The following is a 25,086-nucleotide window of genomic DNA, read 5'->3' on the forward strand; positions in this document are numbered from 1 at the left end:
GTTGTTTTTTATTTTGGTGAAAGATCCTCAAGCGTTCGATTTAACGCCTCGCTTTGGCCTTCTAAATCTGCGCCTGCAGATCGTAAGGCAGATTGAACGTGTGACCACCGATTGACTCCCTCGCTCAGCTCTCCTAATTTTTGTTCAAGTAACGAACTGATTTCTCGTAGTTGCTCATTTGATTCGATTAAGTGTAAAAGCTGTCTAACTGTGTGTGAGGTATGATCCGTAATGGTTTGAAACTCACCTAACTGCACTTTGATTTCGTGATCGATCGTTCCAATTCCACTCTCTACTCGTGAAACAGCATCTTTTAATCCATGTACTTGATTGATAAAGTCATTGACTTCCCCTAATAAGTCCTTTCGCTCCTCGTTCAGCGCTTCGATTGCATGTACCGCGAGAAGTGTCGCTTCATTTGTCATTTTCGCTAAGTTCCCCACCTCACTGGCAACAACAGCAAATCCTTTCCCATGCTCGCCCGCTCTTGCCGCTTCGATTGATGCGTTTAGCGATAGCATCTTTGTGGCTGCCGAAACCGAGAGGATACTCTTCAGCGCTTCATCGGCTTTTGACGAGTTGGCTTCGCTTTCGATTAGTTTTTGCTGAATATTCCCCACTTGGTGTTCAACATACTCACTTGCGTTTTTGACAGAAGAAAATGTTTCAAGTTCATCATGTAAAATGGATTTCAAGCGATTCCCTCGCTCATCGACACTGTCCATTTGACGTCCAAGCATTTCGATTTGTTTGGTCACTTCCTTCATTTTTGATGTAGAGTCGCTCGTTACCATCTGATACGAATCACTCGTATGTTCTACAGTGGTTGCGACTTCTTGGAACTGTTCCACTTGATGATGACTATTCATCAATTCCCGTTTAAAGACAGGAAGACTTTGATGGAAGGCATTTGCCGTCTTCCCCATCATTTCCATAGATTGATTCCATAAATGAATGAATATATTGAACTCAGTTTCGAGAATATGAATCTCCTTTGATTTTGCTCCGAGCGACACATCATCGAATCGGCGCGATTCTACGGCATGACGCAATGAATTGGCAAGTATACTCAACGGTCTGACTTCGCGCTGAATCAATCGTGTAAATAGGATTGCCATCCCGATCATCGAAATCAATAAGATATAAATGATCAATCGTCGTAGCTCATTCATCGGACCAAGTGTCGATTCTTTCGTTACGACGAGAACATAATCCGCTTTCAACTCAGGAATGGAGATAGATGCCATTAAGTATCGCTCCGTTTCTGTCACTTCCGGTTTCGTCTTCGATGCGACTTTCTCCAGGGTTTCTGTTCTCTCCATCCCTTTTGGTCCACTCAATTGCTCAATAGACTGTCCACGCACTAAAAATTGTGCGGCTTCGAATTCATCCCCCGATAAGATAGAAGCTTGTTGCATATAGGTGGATTTGAGTGAACGGTTTAGTTGCTTGTCGTTTGCAACGTACGCACTATAAGATGTCTTCACCGATTCGCGCATGACCGTAACTTCTCGCATGAGACGTTGTTCGATTTCTGCGGATAATAATTGTTCAGATTTCAGGGCGAACCAACTGAAGGTTGTGATAAAGACAAGTAAAATAATCGGCATGAGTGTCCATTGAAGACGGTGTGCCATTTTTAAATGACGATTCGGTCGATTATTTCGTCGCGTTTTCTTCCTTCGATTCCGTTTGAAGCTCCATTTCATATAACGCCACCTCTTTTTTTATTCTCGTCTATATATCGGTCCTGAGACGGTGGAAAATTATGAAGTAGATGTTAAGATAACGTTAGAGTTTGTAAAGAGCACACATCCGTTACGCATCCTAGATGCTTTTTCACATTCTTTTCGTTATGATAATGAAGAAACCTTATTTTCTTAAATCGATTGGAATCTTTCCAAAAGAAGGAGATTACGTATATGTCAGAAATTTTGCATCGTTCATTAACTCGTCCGATTCGCGTCGGTAATTTGATTATCGGGGGATCGAATGAAGTCGTCATTCAATCAATGACTACAACAAAAACTCACGACGTCGAGGCGACAGTCGCCGAGATTAAGCGTCTAGAAGAGGCTGGGTGTCAAGTTGTTCGCGTGGCATGTCCAGACGAACGTGCAGCTGACGCACTCGCTGAAATCAAGAGCCGCATTAACATCCCTCTCGTTGTCGATATTCACTTCGACTACAAGCTTGCCTTAAAAGCCATCGAAAGTGGCGTCGATAAAATCCGGATCAATCCAGGTAACATCGGTCGCCGTGAAAAAGTAGAAGCTGTCGTAAACGCAGCGAAAGCAAAAGGAATTCCGATTCGAATCGGGGTCAATGCCGGGTCACTCGAGAAACAATTCCTTGAAAAGTATGGTTACCCGACTGCACAAGGAATGGTCGAGAGTGCGATGCACCACGTGAAAATTCTCGAAGATCTCGGATTCTATAACACAATCATTTCACTCAAAGCTTCTGACGTGAACTTGGCGCTTGAAGCGTATACGCTCGCTGCGAAGACGTTTGATTACCCGCTCCATGTCGGGATCACAGAATCAGGTCCACTTTTCTCTGGTTCACTTAAATCAGCAGCTGGGCTTGGCGCGATCCTCTCACTCGGAATCGGTTCAACGGTTCGTGTCTCTCTTTCAGATGACCCAGTCGAAGAGGTAAAAGTTGCGAAAGAAGTGCTCAAGTCATTTGGTCTTGCTGCAAATGCCGCAACATTGATCTCTTGTCCGACGTGTGGTCGAATCGAAATCGATTTGATCTCGATCGCGAAAGAAGTAGAGGAATACATCCAAAACATTAACGTCAACATTAAAGTTGCTGTTCTCGGTTGCGCGGTAAACGGTCCTGGTGAAGCCCGTGAGGCCGACATCGGGATCGCCGGTGCCCGCAATGAAGGTCTTCTTTTCCGCCACGGTAAGATTATCCGTAAAGTTCCTGAAGCCACGATGGTTGAGGAATTGAAAAAAGAAATCGACGCGATTGCTGCTGAGAAGATGGCTGAACGCGAGCGTGAAGAACAAGAGCTTGCTAATCAATCAAATTAATGAATCACCTTACCCGCACGGTTGCAACCGTGCGGGTTTTTGATAGAATAGAGGGCATGTGAGGAGGAGTGATGAGATGCGAATCGGTATTGATTTAGATGGGACCGTAACAGACCCTAGAAGTTGCTTTATATATATGAATGAATCACTTGGTTACTCCATTGACTATCATCGTGCGACAGAGTATGAGCTGCATACGTACACCACGATGAAACAGCATGAGTTTTGGAAGTTTATGATTGAAGAAGGACATGAGGAAGCAATCTATCGTCGTTCCCTTCCCCATTCCGATGTATTGGACGTATTATGGGAGTTGAAACAACAACATCACCTTCACTACGTCACTGCAAGGAGCGAAGCGGTTCGTCCTGTTACAGAAGAATGGATTACGAGTCACCGACTTCCACTCGATTCGCTCGTGATGACCGGATCACACGATAAAATCAATGTCGTCAAAGACTTGTCACTCGAATTATTCATGGAGGACCGTTATGAGAATGCGGTATCCATCCACGAAGAAACGTCTATCCCCGTCCTATTGTTCGATGCACCTTACAATCGGAAAGCACTGCCTAAAGGTGTGACACGCATCTCAACATGGCGTGAGGCACATCACCAGATTGCGCATATCGAAAAACAAATGGTTCTTAACCAACGCTAAAAGGCAATCCCGTTCAGCTAACGGGATTGCCTTTTTTAATTAGATGCGGCCGAGTTCTTCAATCACGTCACTTGCGAGTACACTTGCTGGATGAATCGTTTGACTGATCGATTTAGCTGCGAGCGCATGCCAAAGGACTGCTTGTTCATTTGGTGACCATGACCCACCTTCTCTCGCCCATAATGCGAGCAAAATTCCTGTCAACACGTCGCCGCTCCCTCCTTTGGCTAAGGCAGAGGCTTCCACTGTATTGACCGCGCCTGTTCCATCGGGTGCCACGATAAGGGTATACGTCCCTTTTAAAATCAGGTGGACACGGTGCTCTATTGCAAATTCGGCAGCAATGGTGAAACGGTCACTTTCAATCTCTTCAACTGATCGACCTGTCAATTTAGAAAATTCACCAGGGTGCGGCGTGAGGATGAGCGGTCCTCGTGCTTCAAGTCGCTTCGTCGATAGTGCACCCGCGTCAACGATGACGGGGCACGATTGCCGAGTCACTTGTTGCCAAATCAAGTCCAAACCCTCACCTTCCACCATTCCAGGACCGATTGCAATCGCGTCGTATGTTTTTTCCAAGAGATCCGTATGCTGGTCGTACATCGCTTCAGGTAACGTCGAAATGAGAGGACTCGCCTCCCTTGGGATTGAGAGGTTTAACAAGCCAATCCCGGAGCGAAGTGCTGCGCGGCCCGCCATAAATGGGGCTCCGAGGAGATGACGACTTCCCCCAATCAATATGCCGTGCCCATAATCCGTTTTATGACTGAATCGGTCTCTCTCTAAAAGCGATTGATCAAAATCAGATTCGGTCAATACGTTCCAGTCCGATGTATGCGGGAGCCCGATATCGATTCGTTCGAGCTGTCCAAAATAAGGTGCAGTGCGGTTTAAAAAAGCTGTCCGCTTATAGCCATGTAAAGAATAAGTATAGGTCGCCTGAACAGCCAGGCCATCAAACTTACGAGCGTGGTCACTCGGCATACCGGAAGGAATGTCAATCGACAACACCTCTGCCGATTGTTCATTGATCCATTCAATGACATCTCTCGCTTTTCCTGAAACGGGTCCTGAGAGTCCGACACCGAACAACGCATCGATGATGATGTCCGTAGTAATCGGTTGCTCAATAATTTGAACGAATGATGCCGCATAAGTCGCGTGCGTCGATGCCGCCTCCGATTTACTTTCACCGAGTGGTGACCAAACGCTCACGTTGTGACCTTTCACCGCAAGTTCCCTCGCGACAACCCATCCATCTCCGCCGTTATTGCCTTTTCCACAAATCACTAGAATTGTTGAAGAGGAATCTATCTGCATCTTCGGCACGATTGCCGAAGCCGCTCGTTCCATCAATACTGTCTCGGGCATCCCGTTTTGACTGGCGGTTTGATCGATCTGTTTGATTTCTTTCGCTGTGTAAATCATCTGACTTCCCCCTTTCGATACAAAAAAGGGATTGAATCAATTCAATCCCTTTTGCTTACATTCTTTACAATACCCGTATATCTCAAATTTATGATCGACCACTTCAAATTCAGGATCCACTGTCTCTACAAAACGCATCGGACACAAATCGAGTAGCTTTGTCTTTCCGCAACTTCGACAAATCAAATGGTGATGATGGTGCGAAGCGCTACATGTGACGCGAAACGACTTTTCGCCTTCAAGCTCTGTCGCTTCGAGTAGCCCTTCCTCAGCGAAAGATTTGAGGTTTCGATAAACCGTATCAAAACTCATCGTCGGATGCTTATCCCGCATATATTCCAGTACGTCTTTAGCACTGACGTAGCGATCTTCTTCAGAGAGAAAGGCGTACATCTCAAGACGTTTCGGCGTAACTTTTAAAGAAGATGCACGAAGACGATTCAATTGTTCAGTCTCATTCATGTTGTACCTCCTTTATCCTGAAACTCATCACTTTCTCAAGAATCATGACACCCGCCAAGATACCGACCGCGATCAACACGATGACCCCACCTGGTGCGACATCAAGGTCGTAAGCAAGGACGAGTCCACCGATTGTCGCAACTTCACCAAAGATGATGGACCAAAGGATTGTCTGTTTGAAACTTGAGGTGAAACGTAACGCCGCTGCGACAGGTAGCGTAATCAAACTTGATACGAGAAGCGTGCCGACGATTCGCATACTGACAGCGATGACAAGTGCCACAATGAACATGAATAACATATGGAGCATTGTGCTCGGAAGTCCTGAGACTTTCGCTTGTTCTTCATCAAATGACAAGAACAGTAACTGTTTATAGAAGATAAAGATCACAAGGACCGTTAAGATCGCCACACTGACAATCAAGGTGATATCTGACTGACTCACTGCGGAGATTGATCCGAATAATAACGTCGACAAATCCACGGAGAATCCTCTTGAGAGCGAGATGAAAATAGCGCTCAGTCCCATCCCAGCTGACATCATGATGGGAATCGATAATTCTTGAAAGTGAACATATTTACTTCGTAACCAGTTGAGTCCGAGCGCCGCTAATACCGAAATCAACGTTCCCATATAGAGAGGATTGAGATCAGCGAATAAGGCGATGTATTGCCCGAGAAATAAGCTGAATGAAATACCGGCAAGCGTCATATGTGACAGGGCATCGGCAATCAAACTCATTCGTCTAACGACGATAAACGAGCCGATGAGCGGTGCTGTAAAACCAATGACAAGCGCTGCAATGAACGCATAACGTAGAAAACTGTATGTCCATAAGTCTGCAATCATGTTGTACCCTCATGGACAAGCACTTTCACGGGATATGGTTTAATGGATGACGCCAGTTCACCGAGCTCGCTATATTCTCGAAGACCACAATTACATGCCAAACGCCCATGGTCGAGATGGACGACTTTCGTAACGAGGTCCGTCACGACGTTTAAATCGTGGGTGACGAGGACGAATGTACACGTCGTATGTTCCCTGAGCATATGCAGCACTTCATAAAAGTCCTGTAAGTGTTTCTGGTCCACACCAACCGTGGGCTCGTCTAAAATCAATAAGTCAGGTTGATTGACCATCGCCCGAGCGATAAAGACGCGTTGTTGTTGACCTCCTGACAAGTCCCCGATTTTACGATGGCGGAACTGCCACATGTTGACCGTCTCAAGCGCATTTTGAATCGCTGCCTGGTCCTCCATTTTTAGACGCTTGAATAAACCGAGGCGGCCATATCTCCCCATCGCCACGACTTCTTCAACGGTTACCGGGAATCCCGAGTTAAATGAGGCCGCTTTTTGGGAAACGTAACTGATACGAGACTTGTCTTTAAACTGCGAAATTGGCTTGCCGAACAGTTCAACGGATCCTTGTTGTGGTTGTAGTAAACCAAGAATCGTTCGAATCAATGTCGACTTCCCAGAACCATTTTCTCCAACGATGGCGACGAAGTCCCCTTGTCGAATATCAATCGAAACGTTTTGTAATGCCGGCGTCCCATCATAGTAATAAGACACATCGTTTAATTTGACGACGGATGCTGTCATCTAATCCCTTCTCTCATTATATAAATCGTAATCATTTCTACTTTCTAGGCGTTTGTATTATACAGAATATCCGACACGCCTTCAAGCAAGACCGTTTTCGCTAATCTAAATGTTTAAAAATCACGTAAATCATATGTTCGTCCAAAACCTTGTCGATTACACTAAGGATATGAAGGGGATGGTTTTATGGTAAAGAAACTGGCAGTCATTGATATCGGATCCAACTCGATTCGGAATGTCATCTTTGAAGTCAACGAGGAAGGACAATATTTCGAGCGCCTAAACGTGAAAGAAGTCGCTCGTTTATCTAGTCATATTAGTGACTCGAATGAAATGACAGAGGACGGAATCGCTGCTTTGATTGATACGCTACGCCATTTTAAAGAATTGAACGATTATCATATCGTTACAGATGTGCTTCCTGTCGCGACAGCGGCTATCCGAAATGCAAACAATTCGGATGATATCTTACAGCAAGTGAAAAACGCTACGGGTATGACGATTCGCTTGCTAAGTGATTATGAAGAAGCATTCTATGGGTACTCTGCCATTGTCAATTCGACGTATGTTGAAGACGGTTACTCTGTCGACATCGGTGGGGGATCGATGGAGGTCACCTATTTCCAGAATCGTGAGCTTGTCTTTTATCATAGCTTCCCGTTTGGTGCTGTCACCTTGACGAAAGAGTTCATGAAAGACGATACGATGACAAAAGACGAACGCAAAGCGTTGACCTCATACTTAAAGAAAGCATTTAAGGAAATCGAATGGTTAGAACCTCATGGTGTCCCACTTGTCGGCGTCGGAGGGACAGCACGTAACTTAGTTCGCGTCGAACAGACCATGTCGAATTTCCCACTTGAAGGAATCCATCAATATACGATTTCATCCGATCAACTCGAAGAAGTCGTGGATGAGCTCGTCGGCATGTCGAGCAAGCAACTCGGGCGAATGGATGGACTGTCAAAAGATCGGGTCGACATCATCGCCCCGGCTGTGACAGCAATCGGTGAGCTTGCGAAATATTTGAAAGTTCCGGAATTCACGATGAGCAATAACGGACTTCGAGAAGGATTGTTTTATGAGAACTATTTACATGGGCATGATAAAGTGCGGTTTGCTGATGTGAAAGAAGAAAGCTTTCGACATTTTGAAAAACAATATGATGTGAACCCGACCCGCCACCAACACTTGATTCGATTGGCTCGTCAGCTGTATACCGGACTGATTGAAGAGAAGGCCATCAAACCGAAACCGTTCGAGCCTGGTCTACTCGAGGGTGCTTGTCGTCTCGCCTATGTCGGCGAATATATCGACCATAACAATAAGAGCGATCACACATTCCATTTGATCACGACGAATGATTTCAAAGGGTTGAATAATGAAGACCGGCTCGCACTCGCGCTCGTTACTTCATTTAAATCAAAACGCGTGTTAGAACAACATATCGAGGCTTTTCCGAAGTGGTTTGACCACAAGTTGTTAAAGAGCCTCGAATTGCTCGGTTCGATTGTCAAACTTGTCGACGCGCTCGATTTGACCGAGCGTCAAATCGTCACGGACATCCACGTCTCTAGCTCAAAAGATGGTCTTATACTCTCACTTGATACGAACGGATCTGCCCGCTTTGAGTTGCAACGAAGCACTCGACACAAAAAGCACTTAGAACGCGCAATCGACCAATCGATTGAGATTGTCTTGAACGAGGAGGAATAAACATGCCCGACTACACGTACGAACATTTCAACAATCGGGAACTTAGCTGGCTCGACTTCAACGAGCGTGTCCTAGAAGAAGCGGTGGACGATCGAAATCCGCTCATGGAACGACTGAAGTTTCTAGCAATTTTCAGTTCAAACTTAGATGAGTTTTATATGGTTCGTGTCGGAGGTTTAAAAGATGAGGTGCTCGCGGGGTTTAATCGTCCGGAAGACAAGACCGGACTCACTCCGAAGCAACAGATTAAAGCCATCTCGATGCATGCTCAAGAACTTGTCGAGACACAATATGCGACGTATAAGAAAATCACGAAACAATTATCCAATCAAAACGTGCGCTTTTTGCGGACGAAACATTTGAACAAGACGCAACAAGACTTTGTGAAAGAGTATTTCCGGACGCATGTATTTCCTGTCCTCACCCCAATTGCGGTGGATGCCTATCGTCCATTCCCGATGCTGTTATCAAAATCATTAAATATTGCCGTTGAAATCGCTTCGAATGACGAAGGGAAAAAGCGACTCGCCCTCGTTCAAGTACCTTCTGTCCTACCCCGTTATCTTGAACTGCCTACAGATGACGAGGAACATACCGATTTGATTTTGCTCGAAGATTTGATCATTCAATTTATCGATTCCCTATTTAAAGGGTTTGTCGTCGAGTCGACGATGCCGTTCCGGATCACCCGTAACGCGGATATGCCTTTCCATGAGGAAGGGAGCCGCGATGTGTTGAAACAAATTGAAAAAGAGCTGAAAAAACGTCGCTATGGGGTCGCCATCCGGCTCGAAGTGCAGCAACGCTCATTACGAAAAGAACTGTTATTCATGCTTCAAGATGTGCTTGATTTGCACGACCGTGACATTTTCATTGTGGATGGTCCGATTGATTTGACCTTCCTGTTCGGTATATATAGTCAAATTGGGATAGAATATGACGACATGATCAATGAGACGTTGATCCCATTTATCCCGGAAGGTCTCGAATCCGGAAAAGATTTATTCCAAAGTATCGCCAAACAAGATTATCTTCTTCACCACCCGTACCACTCGTTCGATCCAATCGTACGATTCATCGTCCAAGCCGCTAAAGATCCGAACGTACTGGCGATCAAACAAACGTTGTATCGGGTCTCTGGGGACTCTCCGATCATCAAGGCCTTGACCGATGCGGCAGAGAGCGGTAAACAAGTGACCGTCCTCGTCGAATTGAAAGCACGATTTGACGAAGAGAAAAATATTCAATGGGCCAAACAACTTGAAAAAGCAGGCGCCCACGTCATTTACGGTTATAAAGAACTTAAGACGCATTCAAAAATCACACTCGTCGTACGTATTTTAGAAGGTGGTGTGTTGCAACGGTTCATTCACCTCGGAACGGGCAACTATAACGACTCTACGGCAAAACTGTACACGGATATCGGGCTCTTGACGACAAACGAGGAACTTGCCGAGGATGCCACGAACTTCTTCAACTGGCTCTCCGGTTATGGAGAGCGACCATCTTGGCATCAATTCGAGACGTCACCTGATGATATGAAAGATTTCTTCCTCAACAAAATTGAAGAGGAAATCAAACTACACGAGAAGTATGGGAACGGTAGAATCGTTGCGAAGATGAACTCGATTACAGATCGGGCCATCATCACAAAATTGTATGACGCTTCGTCCGCAGGTGTAAAAATCGACTTGATTATCCGAGGAATTTGTTGTTTACGACCTGGAATCAAAGGCGTCTCCGAAAACATTCGAGTCATCTCAATCATCGATCGGTATCTCGAACATTCACGTATCTTTTATTTCTATCAAAACGGCAAAGAAGACTTGTATTGTTCTTCCGCAGACTGGATGACACGCAACATGAAGAAGCGAATCGAGATTCTCTTTCCAATCCTCAATGCATCGCATAAAACGTACATCAAAGATATGATGGCACTTCAACTTGTCGATAACGTGAAGGCGAGAAGGCAACGTTCTGATGGTCGTTATGTCTATGTAAAACGCGAAAGTAATGAAGAAGAGATTCAGTCTCAAATTATCATTCATCAGTATACCGGAGGGCGTTGGAACAACATTCCTAGCGTATTTGAACGAGAACCCTCAAATTGGGCTGAGCGGGAAGTTTTACGACTCCGAGCTGAAAATGAGAAAATGACGGATGACTGATGTTAGACTTCTCAAAAGGGAAAAGTCATTGTATAATGAATGCGGTTCAGCTATTATAAAGCGCTTTCATTAGAAGAGACGGAGGAATCATACATGCAAGAAATTCTGCTTTCACTACTCGCTGGCTTAATCTGTGGTGCCATCTTCACGGCACTCAAATTGCCATTACCGGCTCCACCGGTGTTGCCTGGTGTCGTCGGAATCTTCGGGGTCTTCCTCGGGATGAAAGTATATCAGTTTGCCGTGGCGAACTGGCCATTCTAAAAAAACGATGCCCTTGGCATCGTTTTTTTAGTCTAACGTATGAATTGCTTTATGGCAGGTAGGACACACCCAAATCCCGGCGTCATCTTGCAGATGATATTCCATCAATTTCGATGCATCGTTTCCGTATCGTTCGAAAAGATTGATCTCACAAACCGAGCATGTTGTCACCGGAGCATACGGAGCGACAAGCTTTTCCCGAAACAGATGCGCTTCATAATCCTCTTTTGTCCATTTCGATGAGGGAACGTGATACCCATCCATCCATTTCTGATGAATCGACTCGTACGGCTCGTCCGCCTCATACATCCCTATTTTCAAAAGCGGATGATGGAAATGAAGTTGGATTAAATCGACCAAGCTATACGTCGCCATCTCTTCCTTCTCAGCGCCAAGCCAGTATGGATCGTCAGGTTGTTCAATCATTTCCACTAACAATACCTCTGCCTCTGCCACAATCCCATGTCCCATCACTTCGATGAACGCTGTCGGGGTCGTCACGGACCCTTTCACATAAACGGGACTCTGCTCAAGAAAATAGGTCGGGAATGCGTGCCACACATCATATCGATTCGGATCGACCTGAAGGATCGCCATCGCTTATTGATGAGAAAGCGTGAAGCGTTCACGCCATTCTGGATCAAATTGATTCGCACGGAACATCTCGATTTCTTGTTTATAAGGTGCCACTTTCGTTTTTTCACTAACAGGGATGTATGGTGTCTCTAAAATTTTTGGCAGATGTGCAAATGCCTCATGATGAATGATTCGATTTAATGTATCGAATCCAATCTCACCATACCCGATATTTTCGTGCCGGTCTTTTCTCGCACCGCGCACGTTTTTTGAATCATTCACATGAATCACACCGAGACGGTCGAGACCGACGATTCGATCGAATTCTTCAATCACTCCGTCCAAATCACCGACTAAGTCGTAGCCTGCATCATGTACGTGACACGTATCGAAACAAACAGAGAGACGATCATTGTGTGTGACGCCGTCTATGATTGTTGCCAATTCTTCGAACGTCTTTCCGAGCTCGCTTCCCTTCCCTGCCATCGTCTCAAGCGCAATCTTAACCTGTTCGTCACCAGTCAACACTTCATTCAGTCCTTCAATGATCCGGGCAAGACCAATGTCTTCCCCGGCACCAACATGAGCCCCTGGGTGAAGAACGACATGGCGAGCAACTTGGAGTGCTTCAGCACGCTTCAACTCTTGTGTCAAAAATGAAACGGCCAATTCGAACGTCTCAGGTTTTGTCGTATTTCCGAGGTTAATGATATAAGGTGCATGGACGACAATCTCTTCGATATCGTGAGCAGCCATATGTGTGAGTGCAGCCTCGATATTTAAATCCTCAATCGGCTTTCGACGTGTATTTTGAGGAGCTCCCGTATACACCATCATCGTATTCGCCCCATATGAAACAGCCTCTTCACTACCTGCAAGTAGCATTTTTTTACCTGATACCGAAACGTGTGAACCTATTTTTAACATCATCATCTTCCCTTCATAAGCTTCTATCTTCAGTTTACACAAAAAGAAGAACCGACTCCAAGAAGTCGATTCTTCAAACGATTAACGCTTGTTTTTCTTACGAGCAGCACGACGATCCGAGCGTTGCTGTTGCATGTGCTCGCGTGAAGCCGTCTCTTTTAACTTATACTTAAATTTCTTCTTATAGCCAGGTTTGACTTTCTTCTTCGCCTTCTTGATTTCACCGGCCATACGACTATGTGCCGTATGTGAGACTTTCATCTTCCGGTCCGTTTGGCGACGACGACGTGTTTTGATTGGCTGAATCGAACCATTGCGCAAGTCCACGTGTGTGAATTCGAACCCTCGTTCTTCGAGTCGGTTGATTGGTCCATTTTCATGGTCCTCATACAATGTGTATGCCTCACCAGATGCGCCCGCACGACCTGTACGACCGACACGGTGCGTGTAGAAGTCAAGGTCTTTCGGAATCCCATGGTTGATGACGTGAGAAACGCCTGAGATGTCGATTCCTCGAGCTGCCAAGTCTGTAGCAATCACGTATTGATACTTCGCGTCATTAATGTCCTTGATGGCTTGTTTACGGCGACGTGCCTGCATGTCCCCGTGTAACGTACCAACATTCAGTCCCGCTTCACGGAATGATGTCTCCAATTCATCCGCTTCTTGTTTCGTATTAGTGAATACGAGACAGACGAACGGATTGATTGCTTTTGCAATTTCGACGGTCAATTCCTTACGGTCACGGTGACGTACCGGAATGACGTGGTGCTTGATTTTTGGTGCGACACGATGTTCCGGGCTCGCTTCAGCAAAGCGCGGGTCGTGCAAGTAACGCTTCAAGAACGGCTCGAGCTTCTCAGGGATTGTCGCTGAGAAGACCATCGTTTGAAGTTTTTCTGGAAGTGATTGCGCAATGCGGTCAACTTCCGGCAAGAATCCCATATCGAGCATTTGGTCAGCTTCATCGACAACGAAATGCGTCACTTTATGCGGGAACAATGCTTGTGCTTTCATCAAGTCAAGGATTCGTCCCGGTGTCCCGATAATGAGTTGTGGTGGATTTTTCATCTTATCGATTTGACGTTCGCGGTCTGTTCCTCCGACAATCAAACTTGATTTGATGTAATCCGGATTCTTAATGAGGATTGATTTTAATTCTTCATGAATCTGCCATGCGAGTTCACGTGTCGGTGCGACAACGATCGCTTGGACAGATTCCTCTTCTGGGTTGATCGCTTCTACGATCGGTAATAGGAACGCAAGTGTTTTCCCCGTTCCTGTCTGTGATTTCCCAATAATATCTCGACCATTCAGTGCAGCCGGAATAATCCGTGCTTGTATATCGGTCGGTTTCGTGATGCGTTTTTCTGTTAACGCATCGATCATAAACGGTAGCAATTTGAACTGTTGGAAGCTGTTCAATCGATACACCTCCTGTTTCTTTCCACTTTTCCTAGCATAGCGGAATCAAATCATTTGTCAATCAATCTTTTGCCACGCCTTCATATAAATAACTCGACGAATAATAGTGCTTGGCAATTTTCTTTCCATTTAAATGTTGTTCGAGCGCTTTAAAGCCGACTTCCATCATCTCATTCGGGGACTGTACGACAGTCGCATTGACCTTCCCATTTTGAATGAGTGGATAAATATCAGAAATGCCATCCACCGATACGATCGTCTTGTCCGATAAGTCATGACTTTCTAAAGCTCGGACGACACCGAACGTATTATCGTCATTGTGCGAAAAGACGGCATCAAATGGAATTTCTTCTTCTAACCAACGTGACATCTCAATCTCTGCTTGGAACGTATCATAGTTCCCCGTGATGGAGGCAATGATTTCGAATTGGTCGGCATTCGCTTTTTCGTACTCCCGAATCCCAAGACTGCGGTCCATCGTGGAGCGTACCTTCGGCGTACCCCTCACCTCGACGACACGAATCGGTCGATCCAAATCACTATATTTCGCGGCAATTTGTTCCGCTGCCATCCGGCCGATATCGACATTGTCGGAGACGACCGATGTCAAGACACTCGGATGATCAATCATTCGGTCAATCGCAATAATCGGGATATTTTCTCGTTTTGCACGTTCTAACGACGGTTGAATGAACGTGTCATCGAGCGTCGTCAAGAAGATGGCCTCGACACCCCGATCAATCAAGGAGTCCAATTTTTCTTTTTCTAACACGCGCGAATCTTCACTCGTCGTGGGAATCGGAATAAATCCTTTTTGGTTGGCCGTATGAACGAACGAGTCTAACAGCTTGTTCGCATGCTCATGTTTATCGCTGACGAACACGAATCCGACTTCTTTCTCATCTGTTTTTTGCTCCGGTAATTGAATCGATGTGATCAGAAGGATTGTCATGGCCCAAACGATTGGTAACCAAAGCCAATAGTGTTTGAGGGTTTTCATGATGGATCTCTCCTTGGAATTTTGATCAACATCGCTGTTCCTTTGTCGACGACGCTATCAATTTCCATCGATCCGTTCACACTCTTCAAGTATTCTTGAATCATGTAAATCCCAAGACCGTTTCCGTTGTCTTTCGTCGTGTTGAATGCCGAACCGACTGTCTTGAGTTGTTCTTCTGTCATACCAATCCCGTTATCTTCAATTAAGAACCGATATTCCTGCTCCGTAAAGAGAACGGTAACGACAACACTTCCCTCTGCGCCTTTCGACTCGACAGCCTCGACCGCGTTTTTGAACAGGTTATAGATGATTTGAACGAGCATATCGAACGAGGCATAGAAAGGAGGCATGTCATTCGGAACGAGTAATTCCCACTTGGTCGGACGCTTATAACATTCAGCATCCATCAAGAATTCGAGTCGCTTCGCAAAGTCTAACATATCAATCCATTCTTCGTCTCTTCCTGCCTGATCAGGTTTGGCGAGTGTCAGCATCGTCGAGATTAAATCATTCGCCCGCTCCAACTCTTTGATGGCGACGTCTACCATGTCTTTATTGCTTTGTCCTTCTCGTGCCAACTGTAAGGTGATATGCACCGGTGTGAGCGGGTTTCGAATCTCATGGGCAATCCCGGCTGCCAATTGTCCAAGTGACGCTAGCTTTTCTTGGTGCAAGATCAATTGTTGCTGGCTCAACTGTTCACGCCTTGATGTTTCCATCCGCTGAGCGTAATCGTTATACGTATCCAGTAACGTCTCGACTTCTTTTGAACCGGTCCTCTCGAGCGTGATGGCACCGAGTGACTGTTGCTTCTTGATCTGATTGACAAGTTCGATGAGCGGGTTCGTCAACGTTCGCGAGAGCAACAATCCGACAAGGATGCTCAAGAAGAACGTCACAAGCGCAATCATCAAGTACTGCCAACGCGTATCGTAGACCGTCTCATATACGGAGTCGTTCTGATGTTTTGCAAGCATACTCCAGCCACTGACTCGCGCATCCGGTTCGTACATCATCGTGTCTTCTTCCGTACTTAAAATCGTACGTGTACTCCGTCCTAGCACGTCGTCAATGACTTCACGTGACACGCGACGTTCTGCATCTGTGACCAAATTGAACGACGTCGTCAATACTTCTCCTTGTTCATCTAACAGGTAAAGAATCATGTCATCATTCGCTGACTCGAGCGACCGACGGTACAAGTCAGAGTTGAGCACACTGATGCTTCCCCCAAAAATACCGATTGGTCGGTTGTCTTCAATGACGGGAACATATAAGAACGTTCCCATGTCCCCACTAATCATGATAGGGTCACTCATATATAATTCTTTTCCACTCGCAGTCAATACTTCTGCGAACTTAGGGTCCCGTTTAATCACAGAAGAGGAAACTTGACGCTCAGAATACCATTTAAACGAATTCTTGCTGACATCATAATAAAAAATCGATGTAAAACTCGTTCGTTGATTTAAATACCCTGTCCGGATCCGCTCTTCAATCCACGGTTCGTTCCCGACATAAGCTCCAAGATAAACCAGATCCTCATACAATTTACCGAGTCGGGACTCGACATTTTCAATGCTATCGTCAATCGCATAGTCAAATTGCTCTTTCGCCAGCTCTTCTGCACGAGACACCGTGACGCGATCAGCAGAAAATGCAAGTGACGAGATAACAAGTGCTAGAATAATGATGATAATAAACGTAATTTGGAAAAAATATGATTTTCTAAGTTCACGTAACTGTTTCATTCGATTCACGATGTCCCTCCTTTCTAACCTAAAAATTATAGCATGAATACACGCAAATCTTTTCGTATTTTCGAAACAATGTTAGACTAATACGTATGAAAGCACTTCGAAAGGAGCCTTCGTCTTCATATGAAAGTTAAAAAAATTAGTCCACGCGGATATTGCTATGGTGTCGTTGATGCCATGAAACTCGCAAATGAGGCAGTTGCAAATCCAGATTTGCCACGCCCGATTCATATACTCGGAATGATTGTCCATAACCGTCATGTCACACAGGCGTTCGAGGATCTCGGTGTCAAAACCGTTGACGGTGAGGACCGGATGCAGGCGCTTGAAACCATCGACCGCGGAACGGTCGTCTTCACGGCGCACGGGATTTCCCCACTCGTCCGTAAACGTGCCATTGAAAAGGGATTGACGATTGTTGATGCCTCTTGTCCTGACGTCCTCGTCACACACGACTTGATTCGGGAAAAAACAGCCGAAGGATATGACGTCATCTATATTGGGAAACATGGACACCCAGAACCAGAGGGCGCGATTGGAGTCGCACCGAACCATGTTCATTTGATTCAATATGACCATGAAATCGATCAGTTACCAAGTCAGTTATTCGATCGGAAAATTCTCGTGACGAACCAGACGACGATGAGTCAATGGGATGTCTCTGCACTGATTGAAACGATTCAGGCCCGCTATCCACACGTTGAAGTGCATAACGAAATTTGTAATGCGACTCAAGTTCGTCAAGAAGCCGTGGCCGAACAAGCCGGAGACTGCGAATTATTAATCGTCGTCGGCGATCCAAAATCAAATAACTCGAATCGCTTGGCGCAAGTTTCTAAAGAGATTGCCGGCACAAATGCATATCGCATCGGCGATTTGAGCGAACTTGATTTGAACTGGCTTGAGGGCGTCGAGACCGTCGCCGTGACATCTGGTGCCTCTACACCGACACCGATCACGAAAAAGGTCATCGATTTCTTGTCACAGTACGATCCAGAAGATTTGAGTACGCACGATAAAACACCATATCTCGAACTTCGCAGTATCTTACCGAAAGTAAAGGCATTGCGTAAGTGAACGAATCCCCCATTCTCAACGAGAAAATGGGGGATTTTTTTGTCATCTGAATTGGAACGGGTTCGTGTTCGCTTCGGAAATCATCAACTCGACATCAATTTTCGCTTTCTGAAACTTCTCTGTGAGAATCCCGACCACGCCATGCTTCATGACACTTTCGACATGGTGTCCTGGGTCGACGACCGCGAGTCCTAACGCCATCGCATCATGCGCCACGTGGAAGTATAAATCACCCGTTACGTAAGCATCTGCTCCTTTGAAATGTGCAGCGGAAACATATTTGTTTCCGTCCCCTCCAAGTACAGCCACTTTCTCAATCAATCGTTTCGGGTCTCCGACGAAACGGACACCTTCCACTCCAAAGCTTGTTTTCACATGGTCAGCGAACGCTTCAAGTGTTAATGCCTGTTCAAGTTTACCGATACGTCCTAAGCCATATACGTGCCCTTCAATCTCATCTCGAATCAAATCGTATGCCACTTCTTCATAAGGATGAGCATCTTTCATCGCTTTCAATACTCGCTTCTTCTGACTTTCGCGAACGACCGTCTCGATTCGAATCTCATCGACTTGTTCTGTCTCGTGTACTCTACCGATGAATGGAGTCGTTCCTTCGAGAGGAGTGAATTGCCCTTTTCCAGAAACACGGAACTGACAATCCGCATAGTCTCCGATATGTCCGGCACCTGCTCTGCCTAATGCACGCGACACGTCTTCTGCGTGTGATTCCGGCACGAACACCGTTAATTTATAGACTGGCTCCTCATACGTTGGTACGAGTACTTTTGTGTCGTGCAACCCGATTGCTTCACTCATCCAATCGTTCACACCGCCAACACAAACATCTAAATTCGTATGTGCCACGTAGACCGCGATGTCATGCTGAATACATTTCATCGTGATTTTCCCTGCCGTAGAACGATCATTGACTTGAGATAACGGACTAAAGATAGGCGGATGATGGGCAATGATCAAATCCACCTTTTTCTCAATCGCTTCATCCACGACCGATTCAAGCACATCGAGTGTCACCATGACCCGTTTGACATCTTTATTGAGCGATCCGATTTGCAAGCCGATTTTATCGCCTTCGACAGCTAAATGCTTTGGCGCAAACTCTTCAAACAACTGGATCACTTGATTGCCGTTCGCCATTACTGACTCACCTCTCTCATTTTGTCACGCATCCGTTTGAATTCGATTTGTTTTTGAACCAACGCCTCTGACTGAATGCCATCTGCCATTTGACCGAGTACGTATTCGAGCTTATCCGCTTCACGACTCCATTTCAGTTTGAACGCCTCAGGGCGTTCCTGAATCAAATATGGACCGAATAATAGTTGCCAAGTCCGTTCTGTGAGATCGTCACTATACATCGTTTCAGACCCTTTTTCACCGACGAGAATCTCATATACTTTATCATTTTCTTCGACAATCGCTTCTTCAACGAGAACATATCCGTTCTCAAGTAGCCAACTCCGAACGTGTTGTCCGTCGACATTCGGTTGAAGAATCAGACGCTCGACTGCACCGAGCTTCTCTTTCCCGGATTCTAGAATAGAACGAATCAAACTGCCTCCCATCCCACAAATCGAGATACATGTCGCTTCGTCTTCATGTAGTACAGCCAGACCATCACCGAGACGCACATCGATGACTTCTCGCGCTCCAATCAAGTCCACTTGCGCTTTTGCGGCCTCCATCGGACCAACATTTACTTCGCCAGCAATCCCCTTTGAAATGATTCCTTGTTGAAGGGCATAGCATGGCACATATGCGTGATCCGACCCAATATCAGCGAGCACGCTTCCTTTCGGGATATAATCGACAACTTGCTTCAAGCGCCGATCTAAGATGACACGTTCTTGCATGTAAGACAACTCCTTTGTTCTACTTCTTCCCTAGCGTATCGAATTCTTTACACTTCGACAACAAAAAACGCACCCCGCTACGGAGTGCGCCACTTCTTATTGTTCAATCAACCAGTTCGCAAGCACTTCTGCTTCTTCAGCTGATGCTAGACCTGCAGGCATCGCACCTTGTCCGTTGACAATGATGTTTGCGATTTCTTCTGGTGAAAGACGATCGCCAACACCAGTAAGTGCTGGACCAACGCCACCTTCAAGGTTTCCGCCGTGGCAACCTGTGCAACCCTTCGCTGCATATAACTCTTCTGGGTTCATTTCAGTGACTGCTGGACCTTCAGCCGCTTGTTGCGCCTGATTCACACCAAAATACGATAATGATACCATGGCAATAATTGCGACGATTGCGATTGCCGCAAACGGTAACAATGGATTACGCATTGTAGTTCCCCCTCATGTTCATTCCAAATTTCTATCCAACACTATTTTACTCAAAAAATAATAAAGAAGGAAGGAAAATCACTCATTTTCCTTCCTTTCTTCTAAAACTTCACACTTTATTCAAATATGAACTTAATCGAGGAAGTCTTTCAAGCGTTTAGAACGACTCGGGTGACGTAATTTACGAAGAGCTTTCGCCTCGATCTGACGAATCCGCTCACGCGTGACGCCGAACACTTTTCCGACTTCTTCAAGTGTACGTGTACGACCATCGTCTAAACCGAAACGAAGACGAAGAACGTTTTCTTCACGGTCCGTCAACGTATCGAGCACGTCTTCTAACTGTTCTTTTAACAATTCATAGGCTGCCGCATCTTGTGGGGCCATCGCATCTTGGTCTTCAATGAAGTCACCGAGATGTGAATCGTCCTCTTCCCCAATCGGTGTTTCAAGTGACACCGGTTCTTGCGCGATTTTTAGAATCTCACGTACTTTTTCAGGTGTGAGTTCCATCTCTTTCGCAATCTCTTCTGGAGAAGGTTCACGACCGAGGTCTTGGAGCAATTGACGTTGAACGCGAATCAATTTGTTAATCGTTTCGACCATGTGAACCGGAATCCGGATTGTACGCGCTTGGTCAGCAATCGCACGAGTGATGGCCTGACGAATCCACCATGTCGCATAAGTCGAGAATTTGAACCCTTTCATGTAGTCGAATTTTTCGACTGCTTTGATGAGGCCCATGTTCCCTTCTTGAATCAAATCAAGGAAGAGCATCCCACGACCGACGTAACGTTTCGCAATCGACACGACGAGACGAAGGTTCGCTTCCGCAAGACGTTTTTTCGCTTCTTCGTCTCCTTGCTCGATTCGTTTCGCAAGCTCCGTCTCATCTTTCGCACTGAGAAGGTCGACACGTCCGATTTCTTTCAAATACATTCGGACCGGGTCGTTGATTTTAATTCCAGGTGGTACCGATAAGTCGTTTAAGTCGACTTCTTCATCTTCTTTTTTCGCAGGTGTTTCTTCTGCGTCAGCTGCGTCCTCTGTGACACGGATATCTTTCGCTTCTAAATCTTCGATGAAGTTATCAATGAAATCCGAGTCCACCTCAAAATGACTGAGGCGGTCCTGAATTGCTTGCATTGAGACGACGCCTTTTTTCTTTCCTAACTTTTCGAGCTCTTCTATGGCGTTAAATAAATCCTCTTTCTTCTTCTCTGCCATTTAGCAGTTCAACTCCTTCCAAACTTCATCCACGTTCATCGTTCTCGTAGACGACGACTACGGGCAATCAATTCTTGTAGCTTGGACGCCTGGTCAACAATACTTTCGGCGTCTTGAGCGATTTCCCTTTTTGCACGCTCGATTTGACGTTGCTCCTCATAACTGTTTATGACCCGAATGTATTCGTCTAAAACCTCTTCAGACAGTTCATCCGGTCCAGTCATCAGTCGAATCTCCGCAAAACGCATCGCATAATCGGGACGTTGGTCGCAGTAACGCTCCATAAACGGCAACGTCACTTGATCGAACTCATCTTGTGTCATCGTCTCAGAGACGATTTCATACAATGCCGAACCTAGCATACGATGTGTCTCATCCTGATAACGTAGCCCTAGACGATCGCGTACAAAGCGGACTTGTTCCGGTCCAGTCAACATGGCACGTAACAAATACTTCTCTGCTTTCATCCAGCGTGGTTCGCCCGTTTTACTCGAACGCTTTCGTACAGGTTCCGCAGGCTCCACCGTACGGACGGGTGTCGATTCGCTTGACGTCGGACGAGGGATTCTCGAACGAAGCGTCTCAATCGAAATCTCAAATTCATCCGCCAGCTTTTTCACATATAAATCTCTTCGAATCGAATCATTCGTCTTACCGATCTCTTCAAGCATAGATTCAATAAAGCGAATCCGTTCTCCTTCTCGGTTCAAGTTTTTTCCTCGTCTGAGCATGCGATTCATAAAATCAAGCACACTCAACTGTTCCGTCTCGACAAACTGTTGCCAATGCGACGCCCCGTGTTGACGAATATAATCATCCGGGTCTGTCTTTTCGGGTAACGGTAAAACTTGTACATCGAGCGGGGATGACTCTAATAAGCGAATGACTTTTTGAGTCGCCTCTTGTCCCGCATGGTCTCCGTCATAACAGATGATGACTTCCTCCACGATTCGAGACAATGCTCTTGCATGCTGTGGAGAGAAGGCAGTTCCAAGTGATGCCACAACTTCTTGTGTACCCGCTTGCGCGACTTGTAAGACATCTACGTTTCCTTCTACGAGAAAGACTCGCTTTTTCTTACGCATCAATGCCCGGGCTTGAGAGAAGCCAAATAGCAATTCACTCTTGTTGAATAGCGGTGTTTCAGCCGTATTCACGTATTTTGGTTGACGGTCATCAATCGCACGTCCACTGAAGCCAACGATGGTGCCGTCTCGATCCGCAATCGGAAAGACGACCCGTCCTTCAAATCGGTCAAAATATTCACCGGATTTGGACTTCGAGATTAAACCTGCCTCAACCATTACTTCTAAATCGAACCCTCGCCGCTCCAACAACTCGACAGTAAAGCGTCGTTGGTCTGGGGCAAATCCAATCTTGTATTGCGCAATCGTTTCTTCCGTTAAATCACGGTTTCGCAAATACGCCAATCCCACTTCGCCAGCTTCTGTTTTCATCAAGACTTCATGGTACAAGTCCGCGACGAGTCGATGTGCATCACGCATTTGTTTACGCCATACTTGTTCACGTGTGAGTTCTTCGTCCCCTTGTATACTTTCTACTGAAATATTCGCGCGCGTTGCTAAACGCTCCACTGTCTCAGGAAAAGATAACCCTTCCGTCTCCATCACGAACGTGAATACGTTCCCTCCGGCACCACAGCCGAAACAGTGATACATCCCTTTTTCAGGTGAAACAGAGAAAGACGGTGAGTTTTCGGAATGAAATGGACATAACCCCACAAGCCGATGCCCTTGTTTCTTTAATTCGACACGCTCGCCAATCAATTCGACGATATCGGTCGCTTGCTTCACTTCTGCGATGACTTCATCTGGTATCCGTGGCATCTTGACCACTCCCTGTTTCCAATCTCGCAACGAAACGGAACGCTCATCACGTTCCGTTTCACTGTACTGTCAATACTCTATTATACCCTCTCAAAGCAACGATTACTAATTGAAACACTTATGCACATTAGTCGTCTTTTGATTGTTCGAGATGACGTAAGATAATGCCCGCCGTCTCTTCGACCGCCTTGTTCGTCACATCGATCACATCACAACCGATTCGTTCATAAATCCCGCGAGCATATTCGAGCTCTCGATTGATTCGTTCAAGTTGTGCGTAGTCCGCTTCCGGCTTCAAACCGAGTGACTTGAGGCGCTCCATTCGAATCGAAATCAACTTCTCTGGAGAGATGATTAACCCGACACACCGTTCTGCCGGTAAGTCAAATAACTCCTCTGGAGGTCGTGATTCTGGTACGAGTGGGACGTTCGCGACTTTATATCGCTTCAATGCCAAATACTGAGACAGGGGTGTCTTCGATGTTCGCGAGACGCCGACGAGTACGATGTCGGCTTTTTTCAGACCACGCGGGTCTCGACCATCGTCATATTTGACGGCAAATTCCATCGCTTCGATTTTACGAAAGTAATCATCGTCCAAGCGATAGATGAGTCCCGGTTTTTCACGTGGGGCTTCTTTCAGCTGTCCCGATAAGACATCGAGCAAATCACCGAGCAAGTCAACCGTCTTGACCTGGTGTTCTTCCCCGAGTTTCATGAGAAGCGCGCGATGCTCTTCATTGACGAGCGTGAATGCAATAATTGCGTGTTGCGCCTTCGCTTGTGTGACCACATCGATAATCGTCTGCTCATCCTCAACGAATGGGATGCGAAGCGTATCAATCGCATTCTCATGGAATTGGATACTCGCTGCTCGGACGACGAGCTCACATGTCTCTCCGACCGAGTCACTTACCACAAAAACGAGTTGTTTCGTAGTCAAATCGGTTTCCTCCTCAAATCGACTCATCGTTCGCTAACGCAATGAGCACCTTCGTCATGTTCGTTTTCGTCATCCGACCGAGAACAATCAATTTGCCATCCTTCTCTTCAACGACCGGCATGGCATCGATTTGCTTCTCAATCAATTTCATTCCCGCACGAATCAATGTCTCGCTTTTCTCGCAAACCGTGATATTCGGCATGCGTGTCATGATGACGTTGACCGGCAATTGATCTAAATCTTGATTCCCAATTGCTGCGCGGAGGAGGTCTTTACGTGACAGTACCCCTACGAGTTCTCTGTCACGTCCGACAACGAACAGCGAGCCCACATCTTCTAAGAAGAGCGTGACAATCGCATCATATACCGTCATCTCGTCCCGAACGACTTTCGCAGAGGACATAAAATCTCCGACCGTTAAGGAATCTAGCTTTTCGCGGAGCATCGACGAATTCCGTTTGCCAACGAACGTGTAGCCGACGCGAGGTCTTGCTTCAAGTATTCCTGTCATCGTCAAAATCGCAAGATCTGGACGCAAGGTCGCACGCGTCAGCGATAATTCCTGCGCGATTTGCTCCCCTGTAATCGGTCCATTTTCTTTTACAATCTCGACGATTTTTTGTTGGCGTTCATTCAGTTGCATAGCCAAC

General features: G+C 46.0%; 23 protein-coding genes. 6 read left to right on the plus strand and 17 right to left on the minus strand.

What is annotated here, in order from left to right; all coding sequences use genetic code 11:
- Nucleotides 1–8: 8 nt before the first annotated feature.
- Complete coding sequence (locus PQI28_RS06030) at nucleotides 9–1,709, minus strand: methyl-accepting chemotaxis protein (RefSeq protein WP_339962755.1); 1,701 nt, start codon at nucleotides 1,707–1,709, stop codon at nucleotides 9–11.
- Between the two features lie 213 nt (nucleotides 1,710–1,922).
- Here PQI28_RS06030 and ispG point away from each other — a divergent pair, with 213 nt between their 5' ends.
- Entirely contained in the window at nucleotides 1,923–3,044 is a 1,122-nt protein-coding gene (gene ispG, locus PQI28_RS06035) for a flavodoxin-dependent (E)-4-hydroxy-3-methylbut-2-enyl-diphosphate synthase (protein ID WP_074033343.1), read from the plus strand.
- A 76-nt stretch (nucleotides 3,045–3,120) separates the two neighbouring features.
- Complete coding sequence (locus PQI28_RS06040; protein ID WP_339962756.1) at nucleotides 3,121–3,705, plus strand: hypothetical protein; 585 nt, start codon at nucleotides 3,121–3,123, stop codon at nucleotides 3,703–3,705.
- Nucleotides 3,706–3,744: 39 nt separating this feature from the next.
- Here the strand turns inward: PQI28_RS06040 and PQI28_RS06045 are convergent, their stop codons facing one another.
- Genes PQI28_RS06045 through PQI28_RS06060 form a run of 4 tightly spaced genes read right to left on the minus strand, consistent with a single transcriptional unit; the run spans nucleotide 3,745 to nucleotide 7,203 of the window.
- Nucleotides 3,745–5,133: an NAD(P)H-hydrate dehydratase gene (locus PQI28_RS06045; protein ID WP_339962757.1), complete on the minus strand. Its 1,389-nt coding sequence runs from the start codon at nucleotides 5,131–5,133 to the stop codon at nucleotides 3,745–3,747.
- A 36-nt stretch (nucleotides 5,134–5,169) separates the two neighbouring features.
- Complete coding sequence (locus PQI28_RS06050; RefSeq protein ID WP_214747940.1) at nucleotides 5,170–5,595, minus strand: Fur family transcriptional regulator; 426 nt, start codon at nucleotides 5,593–5,595, stop codon at nucleotides 5,170–5,172.
- Nucleotides 5,588–6,445 carry a metal ABC transporter permease gene (locus PQI28_RS06055; protein WP_339962758.1) on the minus strand — a complete coding sequence of 286 codons (858 nt, stop codon included), beginning with the start codon at nucleotides 6,443–6,445 and terminating at the stop codon, nucleotides 5,588–5,590. Before PQI28_RS06055 ends, PQI28_RS06050 begins: the two co-directional genes overlap by 8 nt.
- Nucleotides 6,442–7,203: a metal ABC transporter ATP-binding protein gene (locus PQI28_RS06060; protein ID WP_339962759.1), complete on the minus strand. Its 762-nt coding sequence runs from the start codon at nucleotides 7,201–7,203 to the stop codon at nucleotides 6,442–6,444. Before PQI28_RS06060 ends, PQI28_RS06055 begins: the two co-directional genes overlap by 4 nt.
- Nucleotides 7,204–7,389: 186 nt before the next feature.
- On the opposite strand from PQI28_RS06060, the gene PQI28_RS06065 reads away from it, so the two are divergent.
- The 3 genes from PQI28_RS06065 (at nucleotide 7,390) to PQI28_RS06075 (ending at nucleotide 11,351) form a co-directional block, all read left to right on the plus strand.
- On the plus strand, nucleotides 7,390–8,919 hold the full coding sequence (locus PQI28_RS06065; protein ID WP_339962760.1) for a Ppx/GppA family phosphatase: 1,530 nt from the start codon (nucleotides 7,390–7,392) through the stop codon (nucleotides 8,917–8,919).
- 2 nt (nucleotides 8,920–8,921) lie between these two features.
- Nucleotides 8,922–11,087 (plus strand): RNA degradosome polyphosphate kinase, encoded by a 2,166-nt coding sequence (locus PQI28_RS06070; protein ID WP_339962761.1) that lies wholly within the window; start codon nucleotides 8,922–8,924, stop codon nucleotides 11,085–11,087.
- Between the two features lie 93 nt (nucleotides 11,088–11,180).
- Nucleotides 11,181–11,351 (plus strand): DUF1427 family protein, encoded by a 171-nt coding sequence (locus PQI28_RS06075; protein WP_012726630.1) that lies wholly within the window; start codon nucleotides 11,181–11,183, stop codon nucleotides 11,349–11,351.
- 27 nt (nucleotides 11,352–11,378) lie between these two features.
- Here PQI28_RS06075 and PQI28_RS06080 read toward each other — a convergent pair whose 3' ends face one another.
- From PQI28_RS06080 to PQI28_RS06100, 5 genes are all read right to left on the minus strand, one after another.
- Nucleotides 11,379–11,948 (minus strand): hypothetical protein, encoded by a 570-nt coding sequence (locus tag PQI28_RS06080; protein ID WP_339962762.1) that lies wholly within the window; start codon nucleotides 11,946–11,948, stop codon nucleotides 11,379–11,381.
- Nucleotides 11,949–11,951: 3 nt separating this feature from the next.
- The gene (locus PQI28_RS06085; RefSeq protein WP_214749337.1) at nucleotides 11,952–12,854 is read right to left on the minus strand and encodes a deoxyribonuclease IV; all 903 of its coding nucleotides are present in this window, start codon (nucleotides 12,852–12,854) and stop codon (nucleotides 11,952–11,954) included.
- An 81-nt stretch (nucleotides 12,855–12,935) separates the two neighbouring features.
- Nucleotides 12,936–14,279, minus strand: a complete 1,344-nt coding sequence (locus PQI28_RS06090; protein WP_214693072.1) for a DEAD/DEAH box helicase — start codon at nucleotides 14,277–14,279, stop codon at nucleotides 12,936–12,938.
- A gap of 61 nt (nucleotides 14,280–14,340) precedes the next feature.
- Nucleotides 14,341–15,279, minus strand: coding sequence for a sugar ABC transporter substrate-binding protein (locus tag PQI28_RS06095; RefSeq protein ID WP_214749196.1), 939 nt, complete (start codon nucleotides 15,277–15,279; stop codon nucleotides 14,341–14,343).
- Nucleotides 15,276–17,030, minus strand: a complete 1,755-nt coding sequence (locus PQI28_RS06100; RefSeq protein ID WP_339962852.1) for a HAMP domain-containing sensor histidine kinase — start codon at nucleotides 17,028–17,030, stop codon at nucleotides 15,276–15,278. The genes PQI28_RS06095 and PQI28_RS06100 overlap by 4 nt, the downstream gene beginning before the upstream one ends.
- Before the next feature lie 129 nt (nucleotides 17,031–17,159).
- Here PQI28_RS06100 and PQI28_RS06105 point away from each other — a divergent pair, with 129 nt between their 5' ends.
- Nucleotides 17,160–18,113 carry a 4-hydroxy-3-methylbut-2-enyl diphosphate reductase gene (locus PQI28_RS06105; protein ID WP_339962763.1) on the plus strand — a complete coding sequence of 318 codons (954 nt, stop codon included), beginning with the start codon at nucleotides 17,160–17,162 and terminating at the stop codon, nucleotides 18,111–18,113.
- A 42-nt stretch (nucleotides 18,114–18,155) separates the two neighbouring features.
- Here PQI28_RS06105 and PQI28_RS06110 read toward each other — a convergent pair whose 3' ends face one another.
- The 7 genes from PQI28_RS06110 to PQI28_RS06140 form a co-directional block, all read right to left on the minus strand.
- The gene (locus PQI28_RS06110) at nucleotides 18,156–19,268 is read right to left on the minus strand and encodes a Nif3-like dinuclear metal center hexameric protein (RefSeq protein ID WP_339962764.1); all 1,113 of its coding nucleotides are present in this window, start codon (nucleotides 19,266–19,268) and stop codon (nucleotides 18,156–18,158) included.
- On the minus strand, nucleotides 19,268–19,984 hold the full coding sequence (locus PQI28_RS06115) for a tRNA (adenine(22)-N(1))-methyltransferase (RefSeq protein ID WP_339962765.1): 717 nt from the start codon (nucleotides 19,982–19,984) through the stop codon (nucleotides 19,268–19,270). Before PQI28_RS06115 ends, PQI28_RS06110 begins: the two co-directional genes overlap by 1 nt.
- Nucleotides 19,985–20,080: 96 nt before the next feature.
- The gene (gene cccA / locus PQI28_RS06120; protein ID WP_012726639.1) at nucleotides 20,081–20,419 is read right to left on the minus strand and encodes a cytochrome c550; all 339 of its coding nucleotides are present in this window, start codon (nucleotides 20,417–20,419) and stop codon (nucleotides 20,081–20,083) included.
- A gap of 132 nt (nucleotides 20,420–20,551) precedes the next feature.
- On the minus strand, nucleotides 20,552–21,646 hold the full coding sequence (gene rpoD, locus PQI28_RS06125) for an RNA polymerase sigma factor RpoD (RefSeq protein ID WP_012726640.1): 1,095 nt from the start codon (nucleotides 21,644–21,646) through the stop codon (nucleotides 20,552–20,554).
- 35 nt (nucleotides 21,647–21,681) lie between these two features.
- Entirely contained in the window at nucleotides 21,682–23,493 is a 1,812-nt protein-coding gene (gene dnaG / locus PQI28_RS06130) for a DNA primase (RefSeq protein ID WP_339962766.1), read from the minus strand.
- A gap of 127 nt (nucleotides 23,494–23,620) precedes the next feature.
- Entirely contained in the window at nucleotides 23,621–24,463 is an 843-nt protein-coding gene (locus tag PQI28_RS06135) for a pyruvate, water dikinase regulatory protein (RefSeq protein ID WP_214693090.1), read from the minus strand.
- The gene (locus PQI28_RS06140; RefSeq protein WP_074033362.1) at nucleotides 24,450–25,079 is read right to left on the minus strand and encodes a helix-turn-helix transcriptional regulator; all 630 of its coding nucleotides are present in this window, start codon (nucleotides 25,077–25,079) and stop codon (nucleotides 24,450–24,452) included. The genes PQI28_RS06135 and PQI28_RS06140 overlap by 14 nt, the downstream gene beginning before the upstream one ends.
- Nucleotides 25,080–25,086 lie beyond the last annotated feature (7 nt).

Source organism: Exiguobacterium sp. USCH10, from assembly GCF_037619445.1.
GTDB classification, from domain to species: Bacteria; Bacillota; Bacilli; order Exiguobacteriales; family Exiguobacteriaceae; genus Exiguobacterium; species Exiguobacterium aestuarii_A.

What these genes read in the sequence shown, in the direction of transcription:
- PQI28_RS06060 (WP_339962759.1), bottom strand. Translation starts at nt 7,203, where the DNA reads ATGACAGCATCCGTCGTCAAATTAAACGATGTGTCTTATTACTATGAT.
- PQI28_RS06080 (WP_339962762.1), bottom strand. Translation starts at nt 11,948, where the DNA reads ATGGCGATCCTTCAGGTCGATCCGAATCGATATGATGTGTGGCACGCA.
- PQI28_RS06065 (WP_339962760.1), top strand. Translation starts at nt 7,390, where the DNA reads ATGGTAAAGAAACTGGCAGTCATTGATATCGGATCCAACTCGATTCGG.
- PQI28_RS06100 (WP_339962852.1), bottom strand. Translation starts at nt 17,030, where the DNA reads ATGAAACAGTTACGTGAACTTAGAAAATCATATTTTTTCCAAATTACG.
- dnaG (WP_339962766.1), bottom strand. Translation starts at nt 23,493, where the DNA reads ATGCCACGGATACCAGATGAAGTCATCGCAGAAGTGAAGCAAGCGACC.
- cccA (WP_012726639.1), bottom strand. Translation starts at nt 20,419, where the DNA reads ATGCGTAATCCATTGTTACCGTTTGCGGCAATCGCAATCGTCGCAATT.
- PQI28_RS06070 (WP_339962761.1), top strand. Translation starts at nt 8,922, where the DNA reads ATGCCCGACTACACGTACGAACATTTCAACAATCGGGAACTTAGCTGG.
- PQI28_RS06030 (WP_339962755.1), bottom strand. Translation starts at nt 1,709, where the DNA reads ATGAAATGGAGCTTCAAACGGAATCGAAGGAAGAAAACGCGACGAAAT.
- PQI28_RS06135 (WP_214693090.1), bottom strand. Translation starts at nt 24,463, where the DNA reads ATGAGTCGATTTGAGGAGGAAACCGATTTGACTACGAAACAACTCGTT.
- PQI28_RS06045 (WP_339962757.1), bottom strand. Translation starts at nt 5,133, where the DNA reads ATGATTTACACAGCGAAAGAAATCAAACAGATCGATCAAACCGCCAGT.
- PQI28_RS06140 (WP_074033362.1), bottom strand. Translation starts at nt 25,079, where the DNA reads ATGCAACTGAATGAACGCCAACAAAAAATCGTCGAGATTGTAAAAGAA.
- PQI28_RS06110 (WP_339962764.1), bottom strand. Translation starts at nt 19,268, where the DNA reads ATGGCGAACGGCAATCAAGTGATCCAGTTGTTTGAAGAGTTTGCGCCA.
- PQI28_RS06040 (WP_339962756.1), top strand. Translation starts at nt 3,121, where the DNA reads ATGCGAATCGGTATTGATTTAGATGGGACCGTAACAGACCCTAGAAGT.
- rpoD (WP_012726640.1), bottom strand. Translation starts at nt 21,646, where the DNA reads ATGGCAGAGAAGAAGAAAGAGGATTTATTTAACGCCATAGAAGAGCTC.
- PQI28_RS06085 (WP_214749337.1), bottom strand. Translation starts at nt 12,854, where the DNA reads ATGTTAAAAATAGGTTCACACGTTTCGGTATCAGGTAAAAAAATGCTA.
- PQI28_RS06050 (WP_214747940.1), bottom strand. Translation starts at nt 5,595, where the DNA reads ATGAATGAGACTGAACAATTGAATCGTCTTCGTGCATCTTCTTTAAAA.
- PQI28_RS06095 (WP_214749196.1), bottom strand. Translation starts at nt 15,279, where the DNA reads ATGAAAACCCTCAAACACTATTGGCTTTGGTTACCAATCGTTTGGGCC.
- PQI28_RS06075 (WP_012726630.1), top strand. Translation starts at nt 11,181, where the DNA reads ATGCAAGAAATTCTGCTTTCACTACTCGCTGGCTTAATCTGTGGTGCC.
- ispG (WP_074033343.1), top strand. Translation starts at nt 1,923, where the DNA reads ATGTCAGAAATTTTGCATCGTTCATTAACTCGTCCGATTCGCGTCGGT.
- PQI28_RS06105 (WP_339962763.1), top strand. Translation starts at nt 17,160, where the DNA reads ATGAAAGTTAAAAAAATTAGTCCACGCGGATATTGCTATGGTGTCGTT.
- PQI28_RS06115 (WP_339962765.1), bottom strand. Translation starts at nt 19,984, where the DNA reads ATGCAAGAACGTGTCATCTTAGATCGGCGCTTGAAGCAAGTTGTCGAT.
- PQI28_RS06055 (WP_339962758.1), bottom strand. Translation starts at nt 6,445, where the DNA reads ATGATTGCAGACTTATGGACATACAGTTTTCTACGTTATGCGTTCATT.